General features: G+C 32.4%; 23 protein-coding genes. 18 read left to right on the forward strand and 5 right to left on the reverse strand.

The genetic code is table 11. The features are described 5' to 3' along the window. Positions 1-131: 131 nt before the first annotated feature. From CD113_RS02215 to CD113_RS02235, 5 genes are all read left to right on the forward strand, one after another. On the forward strand, positions 132-524 hold the full coding sequence (locus tag CD113_RS02215; RefSeq protein WP_002463326.1) for a (deoxy)nucleoside triphosphate pyrophosphohydrolase: 393 nt from the start codon (positions 132-134) through the stop codon (positions 522-524). Between the two features lie 4 nt (positions 525-528). Next, a complete protein-coding gene (locus CD113_RS02220) occupies positions 529-3,393 on the forward strand; it encodes a DUF3427 domain-containing protein (protein ID WP_002463324.1) in 2,865 nt (954 codons plus the stop codon). Positions 3,394-3,414: 21 nt separating this feature from the next. Further along, positions 3,415-4,260: a M23 family metallopeptidase gene (locus CD113_RS02225; RefSeq protein ID WP_002463322.1), complete on the forward strand. Its 846-nt coding sequence runs from the start codon at positions 3,415-3,417 to the stop codon at positions 4,258-4,260. Positions 4,261-4,607: 347 nt separating this feature from the next. Beyond that, positions 4,608-4,958: a hypothetical protein gene (locus CD113_RS02230; protein ID WP_002463320.1), complete on the forward strand. Its 351-nt coding sequence runs from the start codon at positions 4,608-4,610 to the stop codon at positions 4,956-4,958. Between the two features lie 492 nt (positions 4,959-5,450). Further along, complete coding sequence (locus CD113_RS02235) at positions 5,451-5,642, forward strand: hypothetical protein (RefSeq protein ID WP_002463318.1); 192 nt, start codon at positions 5,451-5,453, stop codon at positions 5,640-5,642. A 305-nt stretch (positions 5,643-5,947) separates the two neighbouring features. Here CD113_RS02235 and CD113_RS02240 read toward each other — a convergent pair whose 3' ends face one another. Then, on the reverse strand, positions 5,948-6,229 hold the full coding sequence (locus CD113_RS02240; RefSeq protein ID WP_002463316.1) for a single-stranded DNA-binding protein: 282 nt from the start codon (positions 6,227-6,229) through the stop codon (positions 5,948-5,950). A gap of 376 nt (positions 6,230-6,605) precedes the next feature. Here CD113_RS02240 and CD113_RS02245 point away from each other — a divergent pair, with 376 nt between their 5' ends. From CD113_RS02245 to CD113_RS02270, 6 genes are all read left to right on the forward strand, one after another. Continuing rightward, a complete protein-coding gene (locus tag CD113_RS02245; protein WP_002463315.1) occupies positions 6,606-7,301 on the forward strand; it encodes an SDR family oxidoreductase in 696 nt (231 codons plus the stop codon). 226 nt (positions 7,302-7,527) lie between these two features. After that, a complete protein-coding gene (locus tag CD113_RS02250) occupies positions 7,528-8,445 on the forward strand; it encodes an NAD-dependent epimerase/dehydratase family protein (RefSeq protein WP_002463312.1) in 918 nt (305 codons plus the stop codon). Between the two features lie 24 nt (positions 8,446-8,469). After that, positions 8,470-9,156 (forward strand): type 1 glutamine amidotransferase domain-containing protein, encoded by a 687-nt coding sequence (locus CD113_RS02255; RefSeq protein WP_002463310.1) that lies wholly within the window; start codon positions 8,470-8,472, stop codon positions 9,154-9,156. A gap of 278 nt (positions 9,157-9,434) precedes the next feature. Then, complete coding sequence (locus tag CD113_RS02260; protein WP_002463308.1) at positions 9,435-9,860, forward strand: carboxymuconolactone decarboxylase family protein; 426 nt, start codon at positions 9,435-9,437, stop codon at positions 9,858-9,860. A 343-nt stretch (positions 9,861-10,203) separates the two neighbouring features. Beyond that, positions 10,204-11,022 carry an SDR family oxidoreductase gene (locus tag CD113_RS02265; RefSeq protein ID WP_002463306.1) on the forward strand — a complete coding sequence of 273 codons (819 nt, stop codon included), beginning with the start codon at positions 10,204-10,206 and terminating at the stop codon, positions 11,020-11,022. A gap of 133 nt (positions 11,023-11,155) precedes the next feature. Further along, entirely contained in the window at positions 11,156-11,941 is a 786-nt protein-coding gene (locus tag CD113_RS02270; RefSeq protein WP_002463304.1) for an MBL fold metallo-hydrolase, read from the forward strand. A gap of 246 nt (positions 11,942-12,187) precedes the next feature. On the opposite strand, the gene lnsB is transcribed toward CD113_RS02270, so the two are convergent. Beyond that, positions 12,188-12,952: a CPBP family lipoprotein N-acylation protein LnsB gene (gene lnsB / locus CD113_RS02275; protein WP_002463302.1), complete on the reverse strand. Its 765-nt coding sequence runs from the start codon at positions 12,950-12,952 to the stop codon at positions 12,188-12,190. 188 nt (positions 12,953-13,140) lie between these two features. On the opposite strand from lnsB, the gene CD113_RS02280 reads away from it, so the two are divergent. After that, positions 13,141-14,718 carry an FMN-binding glutamate synthase family protein gene (locus CD113_RS02280; protein WP_002463300.1) on the forward strand — a complete coding sequence of 526 codons (1,578 nt, stop codon included), beginning with the start codon at positions 13,141-13,143 and terminating at the stop codon, positions 14,716-14,718. Between the two features lie 67 nt (positions 14,719-14,785). Here CD113_RS02280 and CD113_RS02285 read toward each other — a convergent pair whose 3' ends face one another. Next, positions 14,786-15,247 carry a YehR family lipoprotein gene (locus CD113_RS02285; RefSeq protein WP_002463298.1) on the reverse strand — a complete coding sequence of 154 codons (462 nt, stop codon included), beginning with the start codon at positions 15,245-15,247 and terminating at the stop codon, positions 14,786-14,788. 218 nt (positions 15,248-15,465) lie between these two features. Between CD113_RS02285 and CD113_RS02290 the strand changes: the two genes are divergently transcribed. From CD113_RS02290 to CD113_RS02315, 6 genes are all read left to right on the forward strand, one after another. Then, positions 15,466-16,542 (forward strand): M42 family metallopeptidase, encoded by a 1,077-nt coding sequence (locus CD113_RS02290; protein ID WP_002463296.1) that lies wholly within the window; start codon positions 15,466-15,468, stop codon positions 16,540-16,542. A 186-nt stretch (positions 16,543-16,728) separates the two neighbouring features. Continuing rightward, complete coding sequence (locus CD113_RS02295) at positions 16,729-17,394, forward strand: ABC transporter ATP-binding protein (RefSeq protein WP_002463295.1); 666 nt, start codon at positions 16,729-16,731, stop codon at positions 17,392-17,394. Further along, entirely contained in the window at positions 17,387-18,160 is a 774-nt protein-coding gene (locus CD113_RS02300; protein WP_002463292.1) for an ABC transporter permease, read from the forward strand. Before CD113_RS02295 ends, CD113_RS02300 begins: the two co-directional genes overlap by 8 nt. A gap of 238 nt (positions 18,161-18,398) precedes the next feature. Further along, entirely contained in the window at positions 18,399-19,301 is a 903-nt protein-coding gene (locus CD113_RS02305; RefSeq protein WP_002463289.1) for a DNA-3-methyladenine glycosylase family protein, read from the forward strand. A gap of 334 nt (positions 19,302-19,635) precedes the next feature. After that, complete coding sequence (locus CD113_RS02310) at positions 19,636-20,817, forward strand: MFS transporter (RefSeq protein ID WP_002463288.1); 1,182 nt, start codon at positions 19,636-19,638, stop codon at positions 20,815-20,817. 164 nt (positions 20,818-20,981) lie between these two features. After that, the gene (locus tag CD113_RS02315; protein ID WP_002463286.1) at positions 20,982-21,239 is read left to right on the forward strand and encodes a type II toxin-antitoxin system Phd/YefM family antitoxin; all 258 of its coding nucleotides are present in this window, start codon (positions 20,982-20,984) and stop codon (positions 21,237-21,239) included. A gap of 283 nt (positions 21,240-21,522) precedes the next feature. On the opposite strand, the gene CD113_RS02320 is transcribed toward CD113_RS02315, so the two are convergent. Both CD113_RS02320 and CD113_RS02325 read right to left on the reverse strand, forming a co-directional pair. Next, the gene (locus CD113_RS02320; protein WP_002463284.1) at positions 21,523-22,869 is read right to left on the reverse strand and encodes a carboxylesterase family protein; all 1,347 of its coding nucleotides are present in this window, start codon (positions 22,867-22,869) and stop codon (positions 21,523-21,525) included. Between the two features lie 194 nt (positions 22,870-23,063). Continuing rightward, complete coding sequence (locus tag CD113_RS02325) at positions 23,064-24,701, reverse strand: APC family permease (protein ID WP_002463283.1); 1,638 nt, start codon at positions 24,699-24,701, stop codon at positions 23,064-23,066. Positions 24,702-24,832: the final 131 nt, after the last annotated feature.

The raw sequence follows: 24,832 nt of genomic DNA on the forward strand, positions 1-24,832 counted from the left end.
TAAGACATCTGAATGATAAGTATTCAGGTGTCTTTTTGGCGGTAGACAAGCAATATTTTACTTTTGGTATATAAGATATGTATAAATTTGCTAAAATAATGATGATAATTAATTGCGAAAAGGTGGATATCATGAAAAAAATAATAAATGTAGTGGGAGCAATTATATACTCTGATAATAAAATCCTTTGTGCTCAAAGAAGTGAAAAGATGAGTTTACCATTAATGTGGGAATTTCCAGGTGGAAAAATTGAAAAAGATGAAACAGAAGAAGAAGCATTAATTAGGGAAATTAAAGAAGAAATGAAATGTGATTTAATTGTAAAGGATAAAGTCACGACAACAGAGTATGAATATGATTTTGGTATTGTGAAACTTTCAACTTATAAGTGTGAGTTAAATAAAGAACTTCCTACTTTAACCGAACACAAGCAAATAATGTGGTTACCCCTTCAACAACTTAATGAATTAACGTGGGCTCCTGCAGATATACCAGCTGTAAAAAAAATAATGTCTGAGGAATGATATGATGAATAGGCTATTAGAAGATTTTAATCAATCTTTATATAAAGGATTTATAGATAAATCTGCTTCACATAAAGGGAATTATGTACCAAAACTATTGATCAATAATAAAAATGAGAATGTTTTATCAACTATCATTGATGAACTTAAGAAATGTAATTCATTCTTTATTTCAGTAGCTTTTATAACTGAGAGTGGACTAGCTAGTTTAAAGTCTCATTTACTGGATCTTAGCCAAAAAGGGATTAATGGAAAAATATTAACGTCTAATTATTTAGGGTTTAATAGCCCTAAAATGTATGGAGAATTATTGAAGCTGAACAATGTAGAAGTACGACTTACTGATATTGCAGGTTTCCATGCTAAAGGATATTTGTTTGAACATGATAATTATACTTCTATGATTATCGGAAGTTCTAATTTAACTTCTAATGCATTAAAAGTTAACTATGAACATAATATTTTGTTATCCACTATGAAAAATGGAGATTTGGTTAATAACGTCAAATCTCAATTTGATATTCTTTGGAATAATAGTATGCTTTTAACTGAAGAATGGATTGAAGATTACAAAGAAACATTTGAGTTTAAATCAATAAAAAAATTAACAGAACTAGAAGATGATAGATTAACCTTAACAAGAAAAGTTAATAGTACAAGAGAAATCGAACCAAATCTTATGCAAAGCCACGCTTTGAAATCGTTACAAGAAATTAGAGCAAAGAATGAACGGAAAAGTTTGATTATATCTGCAACAGGAACTGGAAAAACAATTCTATGTGCACTTGATGTTAGACAATTTAACCCTAAAAAATTCCTGTTTATAGTACATAATGAAGGAATATTAAATAGAGCGAAAGAAGAATTTAAGAAAGTTTTTCCATTTGAAAATGAGAGTGCTTTTGGTTTATTTACTGGCAAACACAAAGATGTGGAAGCTAAATATCTTTTTGCTACTATACAAACACTTTCTAGAGATAATAACTATAAACAATTTCCTAAAGATATTTTCGATTATATTGTTTTTGATGAAGCACACCGGTCAGCTGCTGCTTCATATCAACGTATTTTCGATTATTTCCAACCACAGTTTATGCTAGGTATGACAGCTACTCCAGAACGAACTGATGATCTCAATGTATTTGCTCAATTTGATTATAATATTGCATATGAAATAAGATTACAAGAAGCACTAGAAAGTGATATATTATGTCCTTTCCATTATTTCGGTGTAACAGACTATATACATAAAGGTGTAGAACAAGAAGATGTATCACAATTAAAATATTTAACGTCATATGAAAGAGTTAATTATGTTTTAGAAAAGACAAATTATTATGGTTATTCAGGAGAAAAACTTCACGGATTAATATTTGTAAGTAGTAAAAAAGAAGCATATGAATTAGCAGAAAAGTTATGTGAGAAAAAAGTACTGTCGATAGCTTTAACTGGTGATGATGGTATAAATTATCGACAACAAGTTATAGAGAAACTGAAAAAAGGTGATATTAGTTATATTATTACTGTAGATTTATTTAATGAAGGAATAGATATCCCAGAAGTAAATCAAGTAGTAATGCTAAGACCAACTGAATCAAGTATCATCTTTATCCAACAATTAGGTAGAGGACTAAGAAAAAGTCCTAATAAAGAATACGTAACCGTGATTGATTTTATAGGGAATTATAAAACTAATTACTTAATTCCAATTGCTTTGTCAGGTGATCAATCACAAAATAAGGATAAGTATAAAAAATTCTTAACCAATAATAATACATTAAATGGCGTATCTACTATTAATTTTGAAGAAGTTGCTAAAAAACAAATCTATGAATCTCTTGAAGCAGTGAAATTAAATCAACCTAAATTAATTTTACAAGCATATGAAGAAGTAGAAAGAAGATTAGGACGTATGCCATTGTTAATGGATTTTGTAAGGCAAAACTCGATAGATCCAAGTGTAATATTTTCAAAGTATAAAAATTATTATGAGTTTTTGTTTAAGCAAAAGAAGAGTGATGTAATATTTAATGAAAATGAGTTTAAAAATTTAACATTCTTTTCAAGACAAATTTCACCAGGTTTAAAAAGAGTGGATATTTTAGTGCTCAAAGAAATATTGACTAATGAAACGATGAATATTGATGAATTAGATAAAAATATGCTACGGGAAAATGATGATATAACAATTGAAGATATACGAACATCGTTGAGGATTTTAGACTATAGTTTTTACGATTCAGCAATCGGTAAAAGATATGGTGAACCATTAATTCAAGTTTCAAGCAGTGAAGTAGCTTTGAAAGATTCATTCAAACAAGCTATGAGAAAAAGAGAATTTAAAATACTTATTGATGATTTAATACAATTAGCATTTTACAATAATGATAAATATCAGCATGGTAAAAACAGTGTTATTTTATATAATAAGTACTCAAGAGAAGATTTTAGTAAGCTGTTTAATTGGGATAAAGATCATTCTTCAGTAATTATGGGTTATATGATAAATGACAAACAACTACCTATTTTTATAACATATGATAAGCATGAAAATATTAGTGATAGTACAAAATATGAAGATGAATTCTTGAGTCAAGATGAGTTGAAATGGTATACAAAATCAAATAGAACTTTAGCTTCTTCTGAAGTGAAAAATATTTTGACGCATAAAGAAAATGATATTGAAATGCATGTGTTTGTTCAAAAGAAAGATGATGACGGTAAATATTTTTATTATTTAGGTAAAGCGGAATATATTAAAGGTTCAGAAAAACAAGATGTTATGCCAAATGGAAGTAATGTAGTTACTATGAATTTAGCAATGGAAACAGCAGTGAGAGATGACATTTATAGATATATTACAAATTAATCACGCATAGGAGCGATAATATTGACAAATATTGAAAATATATTTGTTCAGTGTATTGAAGAAAACAAGTATAAATATTTATATAAAAATTTTTCAAAAGAATTTCGTGAAGCTATAAGCAGGAAAGAACTTAAAAAAGTGATATATAGTTATAAATCTAAAGAACATAAATTATTTTCTTCTTTTATAAATAATGATATAAAATATTGTGTCTTTGTAAGTAATAAAGACTCACAAGGCATCTCAATAACAATTAATAAAGATAATGAAATAGTTGGATTATATTTAGGTGAGTTTACACCAAAAAATAAAGATAAGTCTACTAAGTTAAAATATTATATGCCTATAGATAAAATATGGACGATCATATGGGGTGGAAATAATAAATTATTGAATTACCATAATGATGTATTAAGCCAACAATATGCCTTCGATCTAGTAATTGCAAAGAAAGATAAGAGTTACTTTAATAAAGGTGAAACTAACGAAGACTACTATGCATATGGAGAAAATGTATTAGCGCCTCAAAAAGGAATAGTTGTTGATACAAGAAGTACCATGAAAGATAATAAAATAGGTGAGACTGATACTGATCATCCTTTTGGAAATTACGTAATAATTAGACATGATGAAAATGAGTATAGTTTAATTGCTCACTTCAAACAGCATTCAATTTTAGTTTCACCTGGTGAAAAAATAAATGAATCAACTATTCTTGGAAAATGCGGCAATTCTGGTAACTCTTCAGAGCCGCATATTCATTTTCAAGTCATGGATTCATCAACCATTTTTAATGATTGCGCATCATTAAAAATTAAGTTTGCTAACCTAGCAAATCATATACAAGGACAAAATATAGAAAGATAAAAAATATATTCAAATTTTGAGCATAGCAATGATAATATATAGTTCGTAATTGTTTCTATACAATCAACATCTCGGTCGTGAAATTGAAATCATGACTGAGATGTTTTTTAGTTAACTGTAATACTTAGACTGTTGATTAATCTTTAAACATCATCCTTAACATTATTTCCCTCGAGGACATTTTATGACCTTGTGTTTATTTATAATGAGGTGAGTGGTGGGCTTTTGTTGTTTTAAATATGTAGTGTGTATCATTTCTTAATATTAATCATTAATTTTTAACACTACCTACTTAACAACTTCAGTCTAACAAAAAATTATTTTATAAATGTTAGGGGAGTAATAATATGAAGAAATTATTAGCGTTAAGTTTATGTTTGCTTTTTGTATTAGCTGCGTGTGGTAATAAACTAGAAGGTACATATAAAGCCAAGGAAGGTGATGAAACAATAACAGTAAAAGATGATAAGGTGAAAATGACAAGTGAATTTACAGGCAGTCCTACCACTATAAATGGTACTGTCGATAAAAATAAGAATATCATGACTTTTAAAGATGATGGGTCATTTGAAGGATCAAGCGATAGTGGTATGGAATTGAAATTGAAATACAAACTTGATGGTGAAAAGTTAACTATTAATAAAATGAAAATTGGAGATAAAGTTGAGAAGGTAAATGAGGAGTACAAAAAACAATAATAGTTTAATAAGACTGGGATAAAAAGCGCTTTGCGCTTAAAAGTAAGTATTTGGCAGTAAGTGTCTAGTTTTCAAAAAGTTGATAAATCAACGTTGTACAAATCTAGTTAATCTCACCGGGGTGGGGTTACGACATAAATTTTCTATAAAATTGATGTCTGTCTTATTCACTTGATTGATTAAGAAAATGCATAACTGGCATTCAAGTGCAATTGAATAATATAAATAGCGTCCTATATGTACTTAGTGTGTGAAACACTTTGTGTCATATAAGACGCTTTTAATGTCTAAAGAACAGTATTATTTTACCATATTATTATTTAAATTAAACTTACATATAATTCGTTAATGCTATATTTTTCAAAAATAGTGATAAATTTGTGAAAAACATCACAAATCCCTTTATTTATTTTATAAATCATGTAATATAAGAAATGTAGAGAGACGAGAGAGTTTATATAAAAACATTATATAAATATTGGAGTGATTGATATGAGAAAAGAAATTGAAACTTTAATTTTCTCAGATGTAAGTTGCTATGATATTTACGTTCACACTGGTATAAGTCAAGGGTTAATTGGAGATATCAAAGCAGGATATCTAACTATTGATTCTATGCCATATATAGATGCAGAACGTTTATATCATTATGCAATGGAACGTAAGTCCCTAGTTGCAAGCTAGGAAATTTGTCATTGATTTGACCCCTAATCACGACAAATTGTAGAAGTAAAGTTATTGTGATGTAACTTGCCCTCGTTGGTGAGCAATTGAGGGCAGACCCCTTTAATTAAGTAAACCCTAACTCCCCACAAATCTGGAACGACAAAGCCCACATCCTGTGTTGGATGTGGGCTTTAGTATGTTCATTTTAAATGATGACTTAAGTTACATGATTTTCTATCTTTTTTAGGATTGATAAATAAAAAGTGAATAATTATGTATCAGTCCAATTTGAGAAAAAGACAACTATATTTAGTTAATATGACTTAAAATCCTTCATTTTCAACTTGTTTAAAGTTTCGTTTAATACCATTATATGCGTAAACGACATTATATAATTTAACTTGTGCATCATGTGCGCTAGAAAATGGCATTCTTACATCGTCCATTTTAGCAACTTCGTGACGGAATGCTTTTTCAGCTTTTTGTCTGTCAGCAATTGACATATTTAACCATTCTTCGTTCGTAAATAAATCTTCGAAACGAAATTCAAATGCTGTACGTTTACTTTCAGCTCTTAGCGCTAAGACGCGATCGTGATAAGTCAATGTTGATACCCTCCTTTTATCATATGCCCAAATATGATACGTATATTTAACTTTATAACTAACTTTCATTTTTTACAATGATGAAGTTACACTTTTTAAATATTTTTAAAAATAAAATTAATTTGTCTAAAGTTAATGACAGAAAGCCATACTGCTGTCATTGGTTTACACATATTAAAACTACACAATTTTTCATTTTCACAGCATCATTATAATAACTATTTTCTATCTGGTAATGCTCGATTCTTTCCCTGTCAAAGTCTGTTTAGTATAACCGACAAAATAATTATGTTACTCTAACACATAACAAATAACTTAATTGTTCAATTTAAAGTATAGAAACTTTTATACTTTTTAAACAAAGGAGAAGATAACTATGGCAATGTTAACAGATAAAGTCGCAGTCATTACAGGTGCAGGTAGTGGTATCGGAGAAGCAATTGCAACAATGTTACATGAAGAAGGCGTTAAAGTAGTGATTGCGGGACGTAACGAGTACAAATTACAAAGTGTTGCTAATCAATTATCACAAGATAAAGTGAAAGTTGTACCAACAGATGTTACGAATAAAGATAGTGTAGATGAATTGATTCAAATTGCTAAAGAAACGTTTGGTGGCTTGGATATTGTTGTTAATAGTGCAGGGCAAATGCTATCTTCTAAAATTACAGACTATCAAGTTGAGCAATGGGACAGTATGATTGATGTTAATATCAAAGGAACGCTATATGCAACCCAAGCAGCGTTACCTCATATGCTTGAACAATCTAGTGGTCATATTATTAATATCGCATCTATTTCAGGGTTTGAAGTGACGAAATCTAGTGCGATTTACAGTGCGACAAAAGCGGCTATTCATACGATTACGCAAGGCTTAGAAAAAGAATTAGCCAAAACAGGCGTTAAAGCAACAAGTATTTCACCAGGTATGGTTGATACAGCAATTACGGCTGCTTATAATCCAACAGACCGTAAGAAATTAGAACCACAAGATATTGCAGAAGCAGTACTTTATGCCTTAACACAACCGAAACATGTCAATGTTAATGAAATTACAGTAAGACCAGTGTAATAAATAAAGTTATCTTGAAATTAAAAATATAAACTTTACTTAAAAGTGAATCAGCTCAAGATGGTTGGTTCACTTTTTCACAAACCATAAATGTGATTTTAAGTGTAATCCCAATAACATGTCAGTTAACAAAAATAATCGACTGAGCAGTCTGTGTTGTGAGTCAATATTTCGGGATAATGAGTTAACTTTGAAGTTATACCATAAATAGATGGAGGAACATATAATGCAAACTGTATTAGGAAGTAATGGACAAATAGGTCACGAAATTGCTGACGAAATTTATCGTCATTATACCAAGGATATTCGTTTAGTGGGTAGAAAGCCGAAGAAAATTCATGATACGGATGAATTAGTGGCAGCCGATTTGATGAACTACGAAGACACATTACGAGCGATTTCTGGTAGTGATATCGTTTATTTTGCAGTAGGTATGCCAGCTGATTCAGCAATGTGGGAGGAACGCTTTCCAATCATGTTAGACAATGTTATTAAGGCTTGTGAAACGACAAATAGTAAATTAGCATTTTTTGATAATACGTATATGTATGATAAAAACGCTGACGCTCAGGTAGAAAATAGCCGATTCCATCCAGTCGGACGTAAATCAACAGTGCGTGGTCATATGGCACAACAATTACTTGAGGCAATGAACAATCATAAGCTAACTACATTAATAGCACGAGCACCTGAATTTTACGGTCCAGATAAGACACAAAGTTTTACGAATTCATTAGTTTTTAATCGTATTAAAGCAGGCAAACGTGCTTTTATTCCTGTCAGTGATAAGGTCTTACGTACATTAATATGGACACCAGATGCAAGTAGAGCCATTGTCTTATTAGCGAATACTCCAGATGCCTATGGTCAGACGTGGCATTTACCTACAGATAGAAGTGTGACTTATGAAACAATCATTACGATAGCGGAAAATAGTTTAAACAAAACAATTAACTATACGGTGCTACCTATGTGGGTCTTTAAAATAGCTAGCCGCTTTAGTCAGCCAGTTAAAGAATTGATGGAATTATTACCAAGATATCGATATGACAACATTTTTAAATCTAATAAATTTAAACAAAGATTTCCAGATTTTAAAGTGACGACGTTTGAAGAGGGTATAAGTAAAGTGTTGAATGATTAAAATTGATAACAAGGAGCGATGACAATGGCAAAAATAATGATTGTTGATACAAGTTATGACCATTTTGAAGGTACGACTAAGTCAACAGGTTTATGGTTAGGTGAATTAGTACATTTTTATGATCATTTTAACAATAGTGATCATCATATTGATGTCTTTAGTATTCAAGGTGGTCACACACCTATTGATCCAGTTAGCTTAGGTCGCTTAATGTTAGACAAAGTGACTAAACAATATTATCAAGATGAGCAATTTATGACGATGCTAGCTAATTCTAAACCATTAAGTGAAGCAGTTCCTGAGCATTATGATGTTATATACTTTACTGGTGGTCACGGTGTGATGTTTGATTTCCCAGAAAATAACGCGATTCAACAGGCAATTAAAACCATTTATAAACAAGGTGGCATTGTATCAGCTGTTTGTCACGGGGTGTCAGCGTTATTAAATGTCACTATGGATAGTGGTAAATATTTTATTGATGGTAAACATGTAACTGGATTTTCAAATACTGAAGAAATATTAGCTAATCGTAACAATCTCGTTCCTTTTAAATTGGAAAGTGAATTAAAAAAACATCATGCGCGTTATAGTAAAGCACTTGTGCCATTTAGACCATACGTCAAAGTAGATAACAGACTAGTTACCGGACAGAACCCACAATCACCTAAACAAGTTGCTGAAGCGGTAGAACAATTATTGAACAAATAAATCGCTGACATACAAGCAGCCATAGTAGTCAGTCATCATCGACTTCGCTAATCCCCTATAATATAGGTTGTATAACGCTTACACTCCAAAATCGTTTTTAAGAATAAATTTTATAAAAAAGTGACTAAAATGATAGAAAAGGGGTAGAGTAAGTCATCGTAATAATTACTTTTTTAAAAGAAGTTTTTACAGTTTTATTAATTGTTATATATGTGTATAGATTTATAGTAATTATTACGATATTTTAGGCTTGTAGAAAGAAACAAGGAGTGATTAAAATGACATATCATTATACAGAAGGTAATACAGAAATCATGTCAATCATGAATCAAGGTGAAGAACATATTCACCAATGTACAGTCAGTGATGAATTAGCAGCATTAATTAAATTGCTAATTTCAAAAATTAATGGCTGTAACTATTGCATTAATTTGCATAAAAAAGAGTTAAAAGAACTTGGCGTGACTCAAATGAAAATAGATGAAGTACGTAGTTATAATCATTTAGATTTATTTACAGATAAAGAACGTATAACTTTAGAATTTGCTGAAAAGCTAAATACGGTAAAAGAATTTAAAAAGTTCGATATTCTTGAATCATTAAAAGAATTTTATAGTGAAAAAGAAATCATTGAACTCGTATTTATTATTAATCAAATCAGTAGTTGGAATAGACTTAATATTATTGGCGAACAATTCTATTAAGATGTGACTGCGACTTTGGAGCTACGAAATAAATTTCTGCTTGTTCCCTAGCTACTATTAGTAGACAAAATAGATAAGTTGAATAAGGCACGACTCACTGTCATAAATTGACAATTGGGTCGTGTCTGTTAAATTAGGTTCTCTAAATTTTAAGACTAATAAACAAAAATAAATAATTGTATATCAGTCCGATTCGGAAAAGAACTTTAAATTATTGATGCTTAATTGAGCCATATGTCGCTTGGATTATTGAGCTACTTTTAGCAAGGACGTTTAAGAGTATGAATATAGTGGAACAGAACATGTGAGTATTAAAATAAGTCATAAATTGGAGTGTTGTTGCGTGAAACGTTTAGAAAATAAAATTGCTATTGTAACTGGTGCAAGTACTGGCATTGGACAAGCCTCTGCTATGCAGTTAGCGCTTGATGGTGCGCATGTCTTAGCTGTAGATATTTCAGATCAATTAGCACAAACAGTTGAAGATATTAAAGAACAAGGTGGACAAGCAACAGCGTATAATGTGGATGTTTCAGATGATCAACAAGTTGAAAGCTTTGTCAATGAAGTTGAGCGTCGTTATGGTCACGTTGATGTATTATTTAATAATGCAGGTGTTGATAATGCTGCAGGCAGAATTCATGAATATCCGATTGAGGTATATGACAAAATCATGAATGTAGATATGCGTGGTACATTTTTAATGACAAAATTATTACTACCATTAATGATGACACAAGGTGGCGCTATTGTTAATACTGCTTCATTTTCAGGACAAGCAGCAGATTTAAATCGCTCTGGTTATAATGCAGCTAAAGGAGCAGTCATTAACTTCACAAAATCTATTGCCATTGAATATGGTAGAGATGGTATACGTGCGAATGCGATTGCACCTGGAACAATTGAAACACCATTAGTAGATGAATTGACAGGTACCGCTGAGGACGAAGCAGGTCGAACATTTAGAGAAAATCAAAAATGGATGACACCACTTGGACGTTTAGGTAGACCGGAAGAAGTCGCGAAACTTGTTGCATTTTTAGCGTCAGATGATAGTTCATTTATCACAGGTGAAACGATTAGAATCGATGGTGGTGTTATGGCTTATACATGGCCAGGTGAAATGTTAAGTGATGATAGTTGGAAGAAGACGATTGACTAGATTGATTTAATAAATAATGTTTTCAAACAGATTGCGTTATTTATAAGTTGTAAAAAGGTATACTATATATGTATTATGCATAAATAATAATTAGTCTATGATAAATGATAGTCTAATTTACGGGGGTATTGTCATGAATATTAGACATTTAAGAAATTCAACAGCTATCATTGAGTACGCAGGACAACATATTTTAGTTGATCCAATGTTGAGTGATAAAGGGACACTCGCACCATTTCCTAATTCACCACGACAAGATGAGTTTAATCCATTAGTAGCGTTACCCATGTCAATCGAAGATATACTAGAACAAACAGATGTTGTGTTACTCACGCATTTACATGTTGATCATTTTGATAACAAAGCAGTAGAAGTATTGCCAAAAGATATTAAAATTTATACACAAAACGAACATGATGCTAAAGAAGTCGAAGAATATGGTTTCACTAATGTGTCCGTCTTTAATGAAGTGACACACTTAGGTGAGGTTGAAATGTATAAAACAGAAGCACAACATGGTCATGGTGACATACTTAAAATGACTGGTGATGTCCATGGCGTTGTATTGAAACATGAAGATGAACCAACGTTATATATAGCGGCAGATACGGTATGGTTTGATGGTGTGGAACAAGCACTTAAAACATATACACCAGATGTCGTTGTGTTAAATGGTGGTGCTAATCAGTTTTATGAAGGTGGACCACTGGTGATGGATGAACAAGACATTTTAAAAGTTGCGCAAACATTGCCATTAGCTCAGATTGCTGTTGTGCATATGGAAGCAGTCAATCATTGGGCGCTATCTCGTAAGGATTTACGTGCCTTTTTAGATGATCACGATTTATCTAACAGAGTCGTAGCACCTGAAGACGGTGAATTATTGACGTACAACAAAAATATTATTGATCATAAATAGAATTTAGTAGAATGGCAAAGTAAGGTTCATGTGCTTTTAGGAATGAGGAATGAAAAGTGAAGAATCTGACAAAATGGGATAACAGTCCTATTTGATAAAGAACCAAAAATAACGCTTATCACTACCAACACATGATGTGGAACGTAGTGATAAGCGTTTTTTTAACGTTGATTGTTATATTTATATCAACTGAATGTTAATGATTGACTACTAGTATCAACGTCTAATTTGCATAGCTATAATTGATTAGCGAAGCACAATCAAAAGTAGTATTAATTTGAAAATTTCAATCGACACTTGGTAGTAATAACTAACGATGAGATTGTAATGAGATGATATGTAAAGATATGTTGCGCCACTAGCTATAATCAACCAAGGTATGACATCAACAATTGAATCGACATGATAGCTTTGAACGACGACTTCACAGAGTATGGATAAAGCAATCATCAGACGTAAAGGAAACTTTTTAGCTAATTCATGAATGAATATATATCGGAAAATGAGTTGATCGAGCATCGGTTTGACAATGATGGTAGATAGACCTACGGCAAGCATTGCTAATTTAGAATGCATGATGACTGATGCATATGAAGTTGTAGATAAATCAAGAATGTGTATTGGCGAGAATTGAGATAATAACTGAATGACACTTAATATTGCAATGACGATGAGCGTGACTATGACAAGGCGCCACTTAGTATGGCTGATACGACTGTGCATCACTTGTTGTTGTAAATAAGATTTAACATATGATTGATGCATTTTATAAAAAATGACTAGTGCGATAACTTGCGCTATTAATATACTGACGCTTAAAGTAATTGGAAATAATGAATCATTTGGCGGTTGTTGTGTAATTGCTGCAGTTAACCCTAACGTTCCAAAAACAACAATAATTGGCACTAAGATAAGCAATGCAATATAAATGATTATAAAGAAAAAGTCACGTTTATAAAGTCGTGAAGATGGTGATAGACTTTGCTGCTTGGATTTATGTGGATGTGACATTGTGCACCTCTTAAATTTAAGTTATATATCGTTACTTTATCATGTAATATCGAGAAATTATATGCATTATACATAAAAATGACTGTCGACAATAAAAATAATCATAAAAATTTAATCGCTTTCATTGTATTTTGTTGTGTAAGGTGTATCATAGTGATGAATTGAAAATTTTGGGGGAGGGAATTGTGATGGCGTTCCTTACAGTCATGCAATTTATAGTTAACATTCTGGTTGTTGGCTTTTTATTAACTGTTATGGTTATAGGTCTAATTTGGCTTATAAAAGATAAAAGACAGTCGCAACATAGTGTGCTTAGAAACTATCCATTGTTAGCACGTATTAGATATATATCAGAAAAAATAGGACCAGAATTACGTCAGTATTTATTCTCAGGAGACAATGATGGGAAACCATTTTCTCGTAATGAGTATAAACATATCGTTTTAGCGGGCAAATATAATTCTCGTATGACAAGTTTTGGTACAACAATGAATTATGAAGATGGTTTTTATATACAAAATACGATGTTTCCAATGCAACGTCATGAATTAGCAATTGATAATAACACATTGATTTCGACGTTTATTTATAAAATTGCCAATGAACGTTTATTTAGTCGTGAAGAGTATCGTGCACCAATGGAAGTGGATCCATTCTTTTTAAGTGATGACCATGCTATTATTTTAGGACCGAATTTACAACATCCATTTAAAATGAAACGCTTAGTTGGACAGTCTGGCATGAGTTACGGTGCTTTAGGTAAAAATGCTATCACAGCGTTATCTAAAGGTTTGGCCAAAGCGGGTACATGGATGAACACTGGAGAAGGTGGTTTATCAGAATATCATTTGAAAGGTAACGGGGATATTATTTTCCAAATTGGACCTGGATTATTTGGTGTTAGAGATAAAGCGGGTAACTTTAGCGATGAACTATTTGGCGACGTAGCAAAAATGGACAATGTACGTGCTTTTGAATTGAAACTCGCGCAAGGTGCTAAGACACGTGGTGGTCATATGGAAGCGGAAAAAGTGAATGAAGAAATTGCCAAAATCCGTAATGTTGAACCATATAAAACGATCAATTCACCTAACCGTTATGAATTTATTCATAATGCCGAAGATTTAATGACTTTCGTGGATAAATTACAACATATTGGTCAAAAACCTGTTGGCTTTAAAATCGTGGTCAGTAAAGTGGCTGAAATTGAAACGTTAGTACAAACGATGGTTAAATTAGATAAGTACCCTAACTTTATTACTATAGATGGTGGTGAAGGTGGTACGGGTGCTACATTCCAAGAACTACAAGATAGTGTTGGATTACCATTATTTACAGCATTACCTATTGTAGCAGGTATGCTTGAAAAATATGGTGTACGCGATAAAGTTAAACTTGCCGCGTCTGGTAAATTAGTGACGCCAGACAAGATTGCGATTGCCCTAGGTTTAGGTGCCGATTTTGTTAATATTGCTCGTGGCATGATGATTAGTGTTGGATGTATTATGAGTCAACAATGTCATATGAACACGTGTCCCGTGGGTGTTGCCACAACCGATCCGAAAAAAGAAAAAGCATTAATCGTTGGTGAAAAGCAATATCGTGTGACAAATTATGTGACAAGTTTACATGAAGGCTTGTTTAACATTGCTGCAGCAGTCGGTGTATCAAGTCCAACCGATATAACAGAAGATCACATTATTTATCGTAAAATGGATGGCGAATTACAAACGATTCATGATTACAAATTGAAATTAACAAGTTAACTATAACAAAGGAAGTTCTATCGCAGTAATCACTACGTTAGAACTTCCTATTTATTATGTCATAATATTAATTATCGTTCATATTGCTTTTTTCAGTTAAGCCACTACGTTTGAGTTGTTTCTCCATTTTTTCGAAACTAATTTTACTATCGTCATCAGATGGAGATACATAACCTAAACGTTTTTTAAGTTCTTTAATATTTGCTTCTTTAAAATCAACATCGATATGTTCTACAGCTTTATTCTTTTTATAATCAACGTTATAATCTGTACCTTTTAAATTTTTAAAAGCTTTTTCATTTTTAGCAAATAATTTTTTAGCTTTTTGTTTATCAATACCTAAATCATCATATTTAACGGTACCAATGGTTGATTGTTTTAATAAGTCGTCACCTTTATATGTTAGGGTAGTGATCACTTGTTTACCATTGATATCACCTTCGTATGTTTTCGTTTGTTCTTTACTACAAGCTGTTAAGGTTACAACTGATAAGATCATTATAATGAATAGCGTAGTTATTTTTTTCAAAGGAGTCGCCTTCTCTCAATAATTAGTGTTTAATCAAATTATATCATTTAGTTAAAGATGGTGTTATTAATATATTTTGCTAAAACGAAATTTTTTTCATAGTTATTATTTTAAAGTGTAATTTGTTATACAAAGGGGAAATAAATGTGTAAATCAGACGACAAAATGAGTGTCAATGTTACAATAGAAACATAATGATATTGGGAGGATGAAACGGTATGGATCATTCAGTAAAACTTTTAAAAGAGTTAACAGATGTTAATGGTATTGCAGGATATGAAATGCAAGTTAAATCACTCATGCGTGACTATATTGAACCGGTTAGTGATAGCATAGTGGAAGATAAATTAGGTGGCATTTTCGGTAAAAGAAATGCACGAAATGGTCAACATTCTATTATGATTTCTGGTCATATGGATGAAGTCGGATTTATCGTCACTAAGATTGATAAAGATGGCTATATTTTCTTCAACACTGTTGGTGGCTGGTGGAATCAAGTAATGTTGTCTCAAAAGGTAACGATTACAACTGATGACGGTAAAGAAATTAGAGGTATTATTGGCTCTAAACCACCACATGTCTTGTCTGCTGAAGAACGTAAGCAACCGATCGATATTAAACAAATGTTTATCGATATTGGTGTTAATAGTAAAGAAGAAGCTGAAAAAGCTGGTGTCGAATTAGGCAATATGGTAACACCGTATAGTGAATTTGAAGTGTTGGCCAATGATAAATACTTAACTGCCAAAGCATTTGATAATCGTTATGGCTGTGCACTTGCGATAGATGTCTTAAATCAATTGAAAGATGATCAAATTGATATTGATTTATATTCTGGTGCGACTGTACAAGAAGAAGTTGGTTTAAGAGGTGCTAAAGTTGCTGCTAACACAGTGAAACCTGATCTAGCCATTGCTGTTGATGTGGGCATTGCTTACGACACACCTGGAATGTCAGGACAAACGAGTGATAGTAAACTAGGTGGAGGTCCATTAGTGATTATGATGGATGCTACAAGTATCGCACATCAAGGTTTCCGTCAACATATTAAAGAAGTCGCTAATAAGCACCATATTGATGTGCAATGGGATACAACACCTGGTGGCGGTACAGATGCCGGTAGTATTCACGTCGCAAATGAAGGTATTCCAACCATTACAATTGGTGTGCCATTACGTTATATGCACTCAAATGTATCTGTATTGAATGTTGATGATTACAATCATTCAGTTAAGCTAGTCACTGAAATTGTACGCTCACTTAATGATGACGTGTATAACCAAATGATGTGGTAAGCTTGAATCATTAATTAGCCTTTAACTCTTGAGTGGGTTAGAGGCTTTTTTATTTTGTTGTGAATAAAGTTTAGCATCACTAATAAACGATTTAATATTAAATTTTGATAAATTTTTAGCAAAAAGGTTATTAAATTGTGGTAATAGGGAATAAGGTACAGGATAGGGCGAAAAGGAGTGAAGGAAATGTTATTAGAGATAAAAGATCTTGTTTATCAAGCAGAAGACAGGACAATTCTCGACAAAATGAATTTACAAATAGATAAAGGAGAAACGATTGCTATTGTTGGGCCGTCAGGTAGTGGGAAAAGTACTTTGCAAAAGCAAATATGTAACTTGATAAGTCCGACAAGTGGGGAACTTTATTTTAAAGGCAAAGCGTTTAGTGATTATAATCCTGAAGAATTAAGACGACATATTAGCTATTTAATGCAAAATAGTTTTTTGTTTGGCCAAACGATTGGCGATAATTTGAAATTCCCTAGCATTGCACGTAATGATTCATTTGATGAGCAACGTGCTAAGCAATTAATTAAAGATGTGGGATTGAGTCATTATGATTTGGATTCTGAAATAGAACATATGTCAGGTGGAGAACGACAAAGAATTACTATTGCGAGACAGTTAATGTATATACCGGATTTGTTACTATTAGATGAATCAACAAGCGCGTTAGATGTACATAACAAAGAAATAATTGAAGATATCATTTTTAAATTAGCTACGGATAAAGATGTAGCAATCATGTGGATTACACATAGTGATGATCAAAGTATGCGACATTTTCAAAAACTCATGACGATTGTTGACGGTAAAATTTCAAAAGTAGAGGAGCTGAAACATCATGAGTAATACAGCACTCTGTCTAACAGCGCTATTATTAATTGTACCTATTTTCATATCGTACAAAGAAGGCTTACATATTATTAAAGATTTAGTGGTGGCTACGATTAGAGCAGTCATTCAATTAGTCATCTTAGGCTTCTTATTACATTACATCTTTAAAATCAATGATAAATGGTTACTTATTCTATGTGTCTTAGTCATTATTATTAATGCTTCATGGAATACAATTAGTCGTTCATCACCAATTATGCATCATGTCTTTTGGATTTCCTTTACGGCTATTTTTATTGGTACGGCTTTACCATTAGCAGGAACGATTGCAACTGGTGCCATTCATTTTACAGCCAATGAAGTGATTCCAATTGGTGGTATGTTAGCTAATAATGGTTTGATTGCCATTAATCTAGCCTATCAAAACTTAAATCATGCCTTTGTAGAAGAAGGAACTGAAATCGAGTCTAAGCTATCATTAGCAGCAACACCTAAATTAGCATCTAAAGGTGCGATTCGCGAAAGTATTCGTTTGGCTATTGTGCCAACGATAGATTCAGTGAAAACATATGGTTTAGTATCAATTCCTGGTATGATGACTGGTTTAATTATTGGTGGCGTGCCGCCATTACAAGCAATTAAATTCCAATTGTTAGTGGTCTTTATTCATACGACAGCAACGATTATGTCAGCATTAATTGCGACCTATTTAAGTTATGGCCAATTCTTTAATGCTAGAGACCAACTGATTTCACGTAATACAGATGTTAAGGAATCATAATAGCGTATCGTTTTTTTGACATGGTTCTGAAGTGGTTTAATGATATGACAAGAACAAGCAGTTTGGAATGTTATCCAGACTGCTTTATTCTATCTTTAGATTGAATTTTTAAGCTCGATAGTGAAGTGGACGCCATTAGAAGAAGGGTTGATTATGAAAATACCTTGGTGGAATATTATAAAATAGTTAATTTTTAAAGAATAACATTGCATTATATAAAATTGGAGAAGGTGATACGATGTCTGATATTAAAGAAGGTTATATATTTCCTAAGCAGCCATTTGATTTCAATAAAAGTGTGGCATTTTTAAAAGGTTTTAAGCCTGCTGACGATGAACAGGATATAACTAAACAGTCGCTAACTAAAGGTGTTCAAATAGCGCATCAAAATTTTGTGTTTACCCTTAAATCTATAGGAAGTATCGACGCTCCAAAATTAGCATATACATTGTACTCTGAAGAAGATATCAATGATAAAGTTGAGCAGCATGTAGTAGCACGTCTTCGCTTCTTTTTGAGTATGGATGATGATTTAGAACATTTTTATAAACTGGGTAATAAAGATCCATTATTCAAACCAATTCTTGATGACTTGTATGGCTATCATCAAGTGAAATTTCTCAGTGCTTTTGAAAATGCTTGCTGGGCGATATTATCAACAAGAGCGCCTATGCCTTTAGCTAAAAAAATGAAACAAAACTTCGCTAAAGCGTTTGGGGGTCAAATAGCATATAATAATAAAAGCTATATCGCGTTTCCACAAGCAACTAGCATTAAGCATATTTCTGTTGAAGATATCGAACAGGTTATTCATAATCATCAAAAAGCGACTTATCTTAAAAATGTGATTGATTTCTTCGCACATGAAAATGGGTTTGATTTAGCTCAAGGGGATTATGACGCAGTCAAAGATAAATTGCTGACTATAAAAGGCATTGGTAAGTGGAGTGCTACCTTCATTATGCTAAGAGGTCTTGGTTTTATGGAACATCTTCCTGATAATGAAAAAGTATTAAATGATAAAATTCAGGCGTTGTATCAATCAACTTCAATAGATATCCAAAGCGTCATTAACTATTATGGTGATGCCAAAGGGTATTGGGTACATTATATTAGAGCATATGATGCTTTGAAATCGTGACATAATTATGTGTTAGGATTCAAGCGGTAACTTGGAATGAAGCTTTATAATCTGTAGCTTTCACAAAAGAAAGCTATGGATTTTTTATTTGAAGCGATAGTCACAGAGACATTAATGATTGGATTTTTAGTGAGCAGAGCGTAAGTTTAAGTCATTCAAAGGTGATAAATTGGGAGTACTTCATATTTAAAGTACTTTAATTTGCAATATTTTCAGTATAAAAATACAGAAATTGACTACTAAATGTTATATAATAGAACGGTTATAAAAATATTAAAGACTAATATTTTTGGGAAATAAGTTATTAGCAAAATTTAAGAAAGGAGACGTAAACATGTCGATAATGCGTATTATTACGTTTATTTTAAGTGTCTTTATTGTAGGTATGGTTGAAATGATGGTTGCAGGTATTATGAATTTGATGAGTCATGATTTACATGTTTCTGAAGCGGTTGTAGGTCAATTAGTGACGATGTATGCACTAACCTTTGCTATATGTGGACCGATATTAGTGAAGCTAACCAACCGTTTTGCTTCTAGACCTGTCTTATTATGGACACTAGTTATTTTTATTATAGGAAATGGTATTATTGCTGTGTCACCAAACTTTACCATCCTAGTAATCGGACGAATCATTTCATCAGCAGCTGCGGCATTAATCATTGTTAAAGTGTTAGCACTGACAGCGATGTTAACTGCTCCGAAAAATAGAGGTAAGATGATTGGTTTAGTATATACAGGGTTTAGTGGTGCTAACGTGTTTGGTGTGCCAATTGGTACGATGATTGGAGATTTAGTAGGCTGGCGTTATACCTTTGTCTTTTTAGTTATTGTGAGTATTCTTGTAGGTGGATTGATGACGATATTCTTACCTAAAGAACAAGAATTGTCTGCCGCACATATCAATCAAGCGCAACCGACATACGATAATAATGTGACATCTAAAATTTTAAGACCAGCAGAGGTAGCGAAATATTTAATTATCACTTTCCTAGTATTAGTGGCTAATTCAGTATCATTTGTGTATATTAATCCGCTAATATTATCCAATGGTCACGAGATGTCATTTGTCTCTATTGCGTTATTAGTTAATGGTGTTGCAGGAGTTATCGGAACATCATTGGGTGGTATTTTCTCTGATAAGTTAACTAGTAAACGTTGGTTAATCATTTCTGTGTCTATTTTTATCATAATGATGTTGTTAATGAATATGTTATTGCCAGGATCAGGTATGTTATTAATTGGTTTATTTATTTGGAATATTATGCAATGGAGTACTAATCCTGCTGTACAAAGTGGTGTCATTGAACATGTTGAAGGAGATACAAGCCAAGTCATGAGTTGGAATATGTCTAGCTTGAATGCAGGTATTGGTGTCGGTGGTATCGTTGGTGGATTAGTGATATCTAATATCTCAGTACAAGCAGTAACGTATACAAGTGCCATTATTGGCGCATTAGGTTTAATTGTTATTTTCACTTTGAAAAACAATCACTATGCTAAAAAATATAATTGAGTTAATGTCTTCGATACGGCACACTACAACAAACATGATAATAAAATTAAAGTCCTCTATAAAGATGAGTAATACATGCTCATTTTGTAGAGAACTTTTGTGTAGTTGAATAAAATATTTGATATATATTATAATAATTGCACTTAATGTAGGAGGTTAGTCTGATGAACATTACTACACCCACTGATGCTTGGAAAGACTTTTATCAATTATTAAAAGATGTAAATAACAATCATGAACCGGTTTTTATAAATGGGAAAAATAAAAAGAATAATGCAGTAATTGTTAGTCAAGAAGATTGGAATAGTATTCAAGAAACGATGTATCTTGAAGTGACAGGAACAATGGATAAAGTCAGAGAAAGAGAAAAAGACAATTCTGGTACAAGTAATATAGATGATATAGACTGGAATCAATTGTAATGACAGAATAAATTAGTGATTTTTTGAGTGATTATAGTTTTTGAATGTATGATTTATCATAAAGTAATAGATGCGAAATAAAATAGAAGTCCTCTATAAAGTGATGAGTCTGGGACAAAAGAGTTTCCGCTTAAATTCAAGCATTTGGCAGTAACTGTCTGTTTTGTAAAATGTTGATAAATCAACGTTTTACAAACCTAGTCAGTCTTGCCGGGGTGGGAGTACGAAATAAATTTTATTAAAAATTTATTTCGTACTCCCACTCTCATTTTGTAGAGGACTTTTACATATAAATATGGCGATTGTTGTTAGTGTATCGAGGCCAAGGCATAGTACCAGAATATGCAAATTGGACTAAATCACGTTGCATGCGCAGACTCAAGTGACGAATAGGTTCAGTGACAGTGATATGATGTGCTGTTAATATTTGCAGGTTTCCGAACCAAAATATCATATCTAATATATGGTAAGCACTGGCGAATAACGAATTACATTGATCATACCAAGCAAATTCAGCCAACCATAATTCTGATTGTTTGACTGATAATTGTGATAAAAACTGTTGTGCAGGATATTTAAAATACCAGTTAGTGATCGCTTGTGACTGTTGTTTGGCAGATGTAACATGGTTTGCTTCTACGGTAATATCATTTAATGCCATTACTTCTACAAAGCGTTGAGGTGATAACTTTTTATGTTCATTTTTAATATAAATATCACCTTCATCAGTCGTATAACCAACAACAATAGGGTGAGTAGAAGTCGTTTGTTCTGAGATGTCTGTAGTTTGAATAGGGGCATATATCAATTCTAAGCCTTTAGATTTGCCATGAAGTTCATCCATGTTGTCCATTAACATTAATATATTAGCGGTTGTTAATTGTTGGACATCTGTTATATTTAACTGCTGTCTCATGAGCTGTCTAAATTGCTGAGCTTTAAATTGGGCTTGTTCAATCGTGTCTAGCCTCAAAGTACCACTTAATAATATAGCTTTATGATACAAATTATTAACTTGAGGCATTCGCATCAACGCCATGATACTCATACTCCCCGCAGACTGCCCCATCAAAGTGACATTGTTAGGGTCTCCGCCAAAAGATGCAATGTTACGCTTGACCCATTTTAAAACATTAATTTGATCAGACAAGCCATTATTACTATGGTAAGCGCTATCGAAGTGTGACCAGTCAAGAAATCCTAACGCGCCTAAGCGATAATTGAAAGTTATGATAATGATATCGTGATTGTCAACGACATGTTCAGGATTATATAGTTCTGCACTACCATGACCGTTAACAAAGCTACCGCCATAAAAATAAATAATAACTGGCTTGTTAGTCTTGTGATTGTGTTGCTTCCATATATTTAAATGTAAACAATCTTCATTTTGTGTAATGGTCGTTTGTGACTGTGATGAGAAAAATGTTTCTAATTTATTATATGGTTGTGGTGGGATAGCTTTAAAATTTGTCGCATCAATAGCGTCATTCCAATATTTAAGTAATTTTGAATGTTTGAAGCGCTGTTCGTTAATAGGAGGATGGGCATAAGGGATGCCTAAAAAGATGTCTAAATTATCTTTAGTAAAACCATAGATAAGACCACCTTGAGTAGTTATTTCAACCATACAATCACTCCTTTACTATTATCATATCATCTTTCAATTCACTTTTTGTTGTAAGAAAATATGAAAAAGGAGTGAAGCTACGTCATCAGTATAAAATGATGTCGTAACGTCACTCCTGTAAGTCGTTCAGTCAATCTCTGCCATCTGATATAGAAGATGTTTTAACGGTAAAACGTAGTTAATTATAAACGTTGTTAGTTATTATTATTTTCTTCATTTAATGTTTCAGTCATTTTAGTATTAATACGTTTGGCTCTTCTGAAATAAATACTTTCAAATGAACTTGATGTACCAATTAAATAGAAAATAATGGCGATGACAGTGATGACGATAAAGTCATATGGATAATGAATCCAGTTTAAGCCGTTAAATTCTTTACTACCTATAAATGATAACAATGATAGGACGATTAAGTAGACAATAATCCATAAGCTACCACCAATTTGTTTCTTCGTGTTACGCCAATTCATACGATATTCATAGAAGAAATAAATAGGTAAACCAAGAATAATAATCAAAATGACTTCGGCAGTTGTCGGCCACATCGCCCAATAAATGGCTAAAGAGGCTAAGACAAATGATAATGGTGCCATAAATTTTAAAATTTTCGCTCGGAATGGACGTGTCATTTTAGGTCCCATTTTACGTAATGCAATTACTGTGGTTGGTCCTGTTAAATAAGCCACTAATGTCGCAGTGGAAATTACTGCTGCTAGCGTTCCCCAATCTCTAAATAATGTAACCATTAACATACTGATAATGGCATTAAAGATAATGGCAACACGTGGAATATTATATTTATGATTAATTTTTCCTAAAAACTTAGGAATGTGTCCATTTTTTTCCATTGCTTGTAGTACACGACCAGTTACAGCTACGAATGATACGCCTGTACCAAACGGTGATACAACAGCTTCGATATAAAGTAAAATTGCCAGCCAATTAATACCTAATAAAATAGCCATATCTGCAAATGGAGAGTTGAAATTAATACCACTCCAACCGCCATGTGCATGTAACATAGATGCTGGCATTGAAGTAATAAATGTACTTTGCAAAATAATATATAAGATAGCACTTAATGATAATGAAATCACAATGCCACGGGCGATATTCTTTTCAGGATGTTTAATCTCAGAACCCATATTAATAATCGTTTGGAATGAGTTGAATGAGAAGATAATTCCTGAAGCAGTTGTAGCTGCAAAAATTGGTGCACTACCATAAGGCATAAATGTACTAGTTGAATGTCCATAATTGGATGTGTCGAAACCAGATAACATTAACATTATGATCGTTAATGTCGGAACACCAAGTTTGAAGAATGAAATTAAGCTTGTGAATGATGTTAATAATTTAACTGACCAGTAATTTAATAATGAAAAAATAATGATAATAACATAAACGGCTAATAATCCTATGGTACTGATAGAGCCGTTATGCATGAGATGTGCCATTGGTTTAGCCCAACTCCATGGCCATGAACTCATATATTGTACTGCCGAAACAGCTTCTATAGGTATGATTGTAACTAAAGATACCCAGTTAGCCCATGCTGCAATGAATCCTAATAAAGAGCCGTGAGTATATTGTGCATAGTTACTCATACCTCCAGATTGCGGGAACATTGTACCGATTTCAATATAGTTATAGGCTATCGTTCCTATAACAAGAAACCCTATAATCCAAGATATGATTGCTGCTGGACCAGCAATGGATGATGCTTCCCACGCACCGAATAACCAACCAGAACCAATTAGTGATCCTAGTCCTAATAATACTAATTGGGAGAGATTGATTTTATCGTTATTTGATTGTTGTTCTTTGCTCATAAATACTCCTTCAGTTTCCCCTTTAATTCGAAAAAATAATATGTGACAATTATACGCTTATAGCATGAATAGTCAATATAATTTAATGTGTCTTTGCAATAAAACGGATTAAATTAGTTTTTTAAAATAAA

This window comes from Staphylococcus simiae (assembly GCF_002902085.1).
Lineage (GTDB): Bacteria > Bacillota > Bacilli > Staphylococcales > Staphylococcaceae > Staphylococcus > Staphylococcus simiae.

Excerpts from the sequence above, each read along its gene's own strand:
- CD113_RS02215 (WP_002463326.1), top strand. The coding sequence starts at position 132 with ATGAAAAAAATAATAAATGTAGTGGGAGCAATTATATACTCTGATAAT.
- CD113_RS02220 (WP_002463324.1), top strand. The coding sequence starts at position 529 with ATGAATAGGCTATTAGAAGATTTTAATCAATCTTTATATAAAGGATTT.
- CD113_RS02230 (WP_002463320.1), top strand. The coding sequence starts at position 4,608 with ATGAAGAAATTATTAGCGTTAAGTTTATGTTTGCTTTTTGTATTAGCT.
- CD113_RS02235 (WP_002463318.1), top strand. The coding sequence starts at position 5,451 with ATGAGAAAAGAAATTGAAACTTTAATTTTCTCAGATGTAAGTTGCTAT.
- CD113_RS02245 (WP_002463315.1), top strand. The coding sequence starts at position 6,606 with ATGGCAATGTTAACAGATAAAGTCGCAGTCATTACAGGTGCAGGTAGT.
- CD113_RS02250 (WP_002463312.1), top strand. The coding sequence starts at position 7,528 with ATGCAAACTGTATTAGGAAGTAATGGACAAATAGGTCACGAAATTGCT.
- CD113_RS02255 (WP_002463310.1), top strand. The coding sequence starts at position 8,470 with ATGGCAAAAATAATGATTGTTGATACAAGTTATGACCATTTTGAAGGT.
- CD113_RS02260 (WP_002463308.1), top strand. The coding sequence starts at position 9,435 with ATGACATATCATTATACAGAAGGTAATACAGAAATCATGTCAATCATG.
- CD113_RS02270 (WP_002463304.1), top strand. The coding sequence starts at position 11,156 with ATGAATATTAGACATTTAAGAAATTCAACAGCTATCATTGAGTACGCA.
- lnsB (WP_002463302.1), bottom strand. The coding sequence starts at position 12,952 with ATGTCACATCCACATAAATCCAAGCAGCAAAGTCTATCACCATCTTCA.
- CD113_RS02280 (WP_002463300.1), top strand. The coding sequence starts at position 13,141 with ATGGCGTTCCTTACAGTCATGCAATTTATAGTTAACATTCTGGTTGTT.
- CD113_RS02290 (WP_002463296.1), top strand. The coding sequence starts at position 15,466 with ATGGATCATTCAGTAAAACTTTTAAAAGAGTTAACAGATGTTAATGGT.
- CD113_RS02295 (WP_002463295.1), top strand. The coding sequence starts at position 16,729 with ATGTTATTAGAGATAAAAGATCTTGTTTATCAAGCAGAAGACAGGACA.
- CD113_RS02300 (WP_002463292.1), top strand. The coding sequence starts at position 17,387 with ATGAGTAATACAGCACTCTGTCTAACAGCGCTATTATTAATTGTACCT.
- CD113_RS02305 (WP_002463289.1), top strand. The coding sequence starts at position 18,399 with ATGTCTGATATTAAAGAAGGTTATATATTTCCTAAGCAGCCATTTGAT.
- CD113_RS02310 (WP_002463288.1), top strand. The coding sequence starts at position 19,636 with ATGTCGATAATGCGTATTATTACGTTTATTTTAAGTGTCTTTATTGTA.
- CD113_RS02315 (WP_002463286.1), top strand. The coding sequence starts at position 20,982 with ATGAACATTACTACACCCACTGATGCTTGGAAAGACTTTTATCAATTA.
- CD113_RS02320 (WP_002463284.1), bottom strand. The coding sequence starts at position 22,869 with ATGGTTGAAATAACTACTCAAGGTGGTCTTATCTATGGTTTTACTAAA.
- CD113_RS02325 (WP_002463283.1), bottom strand. The coding sequence starts at position 24,701 with ATGAGCAAAGAACAACAATCAAATAACGATAAAATCAATCTCTCCCAA.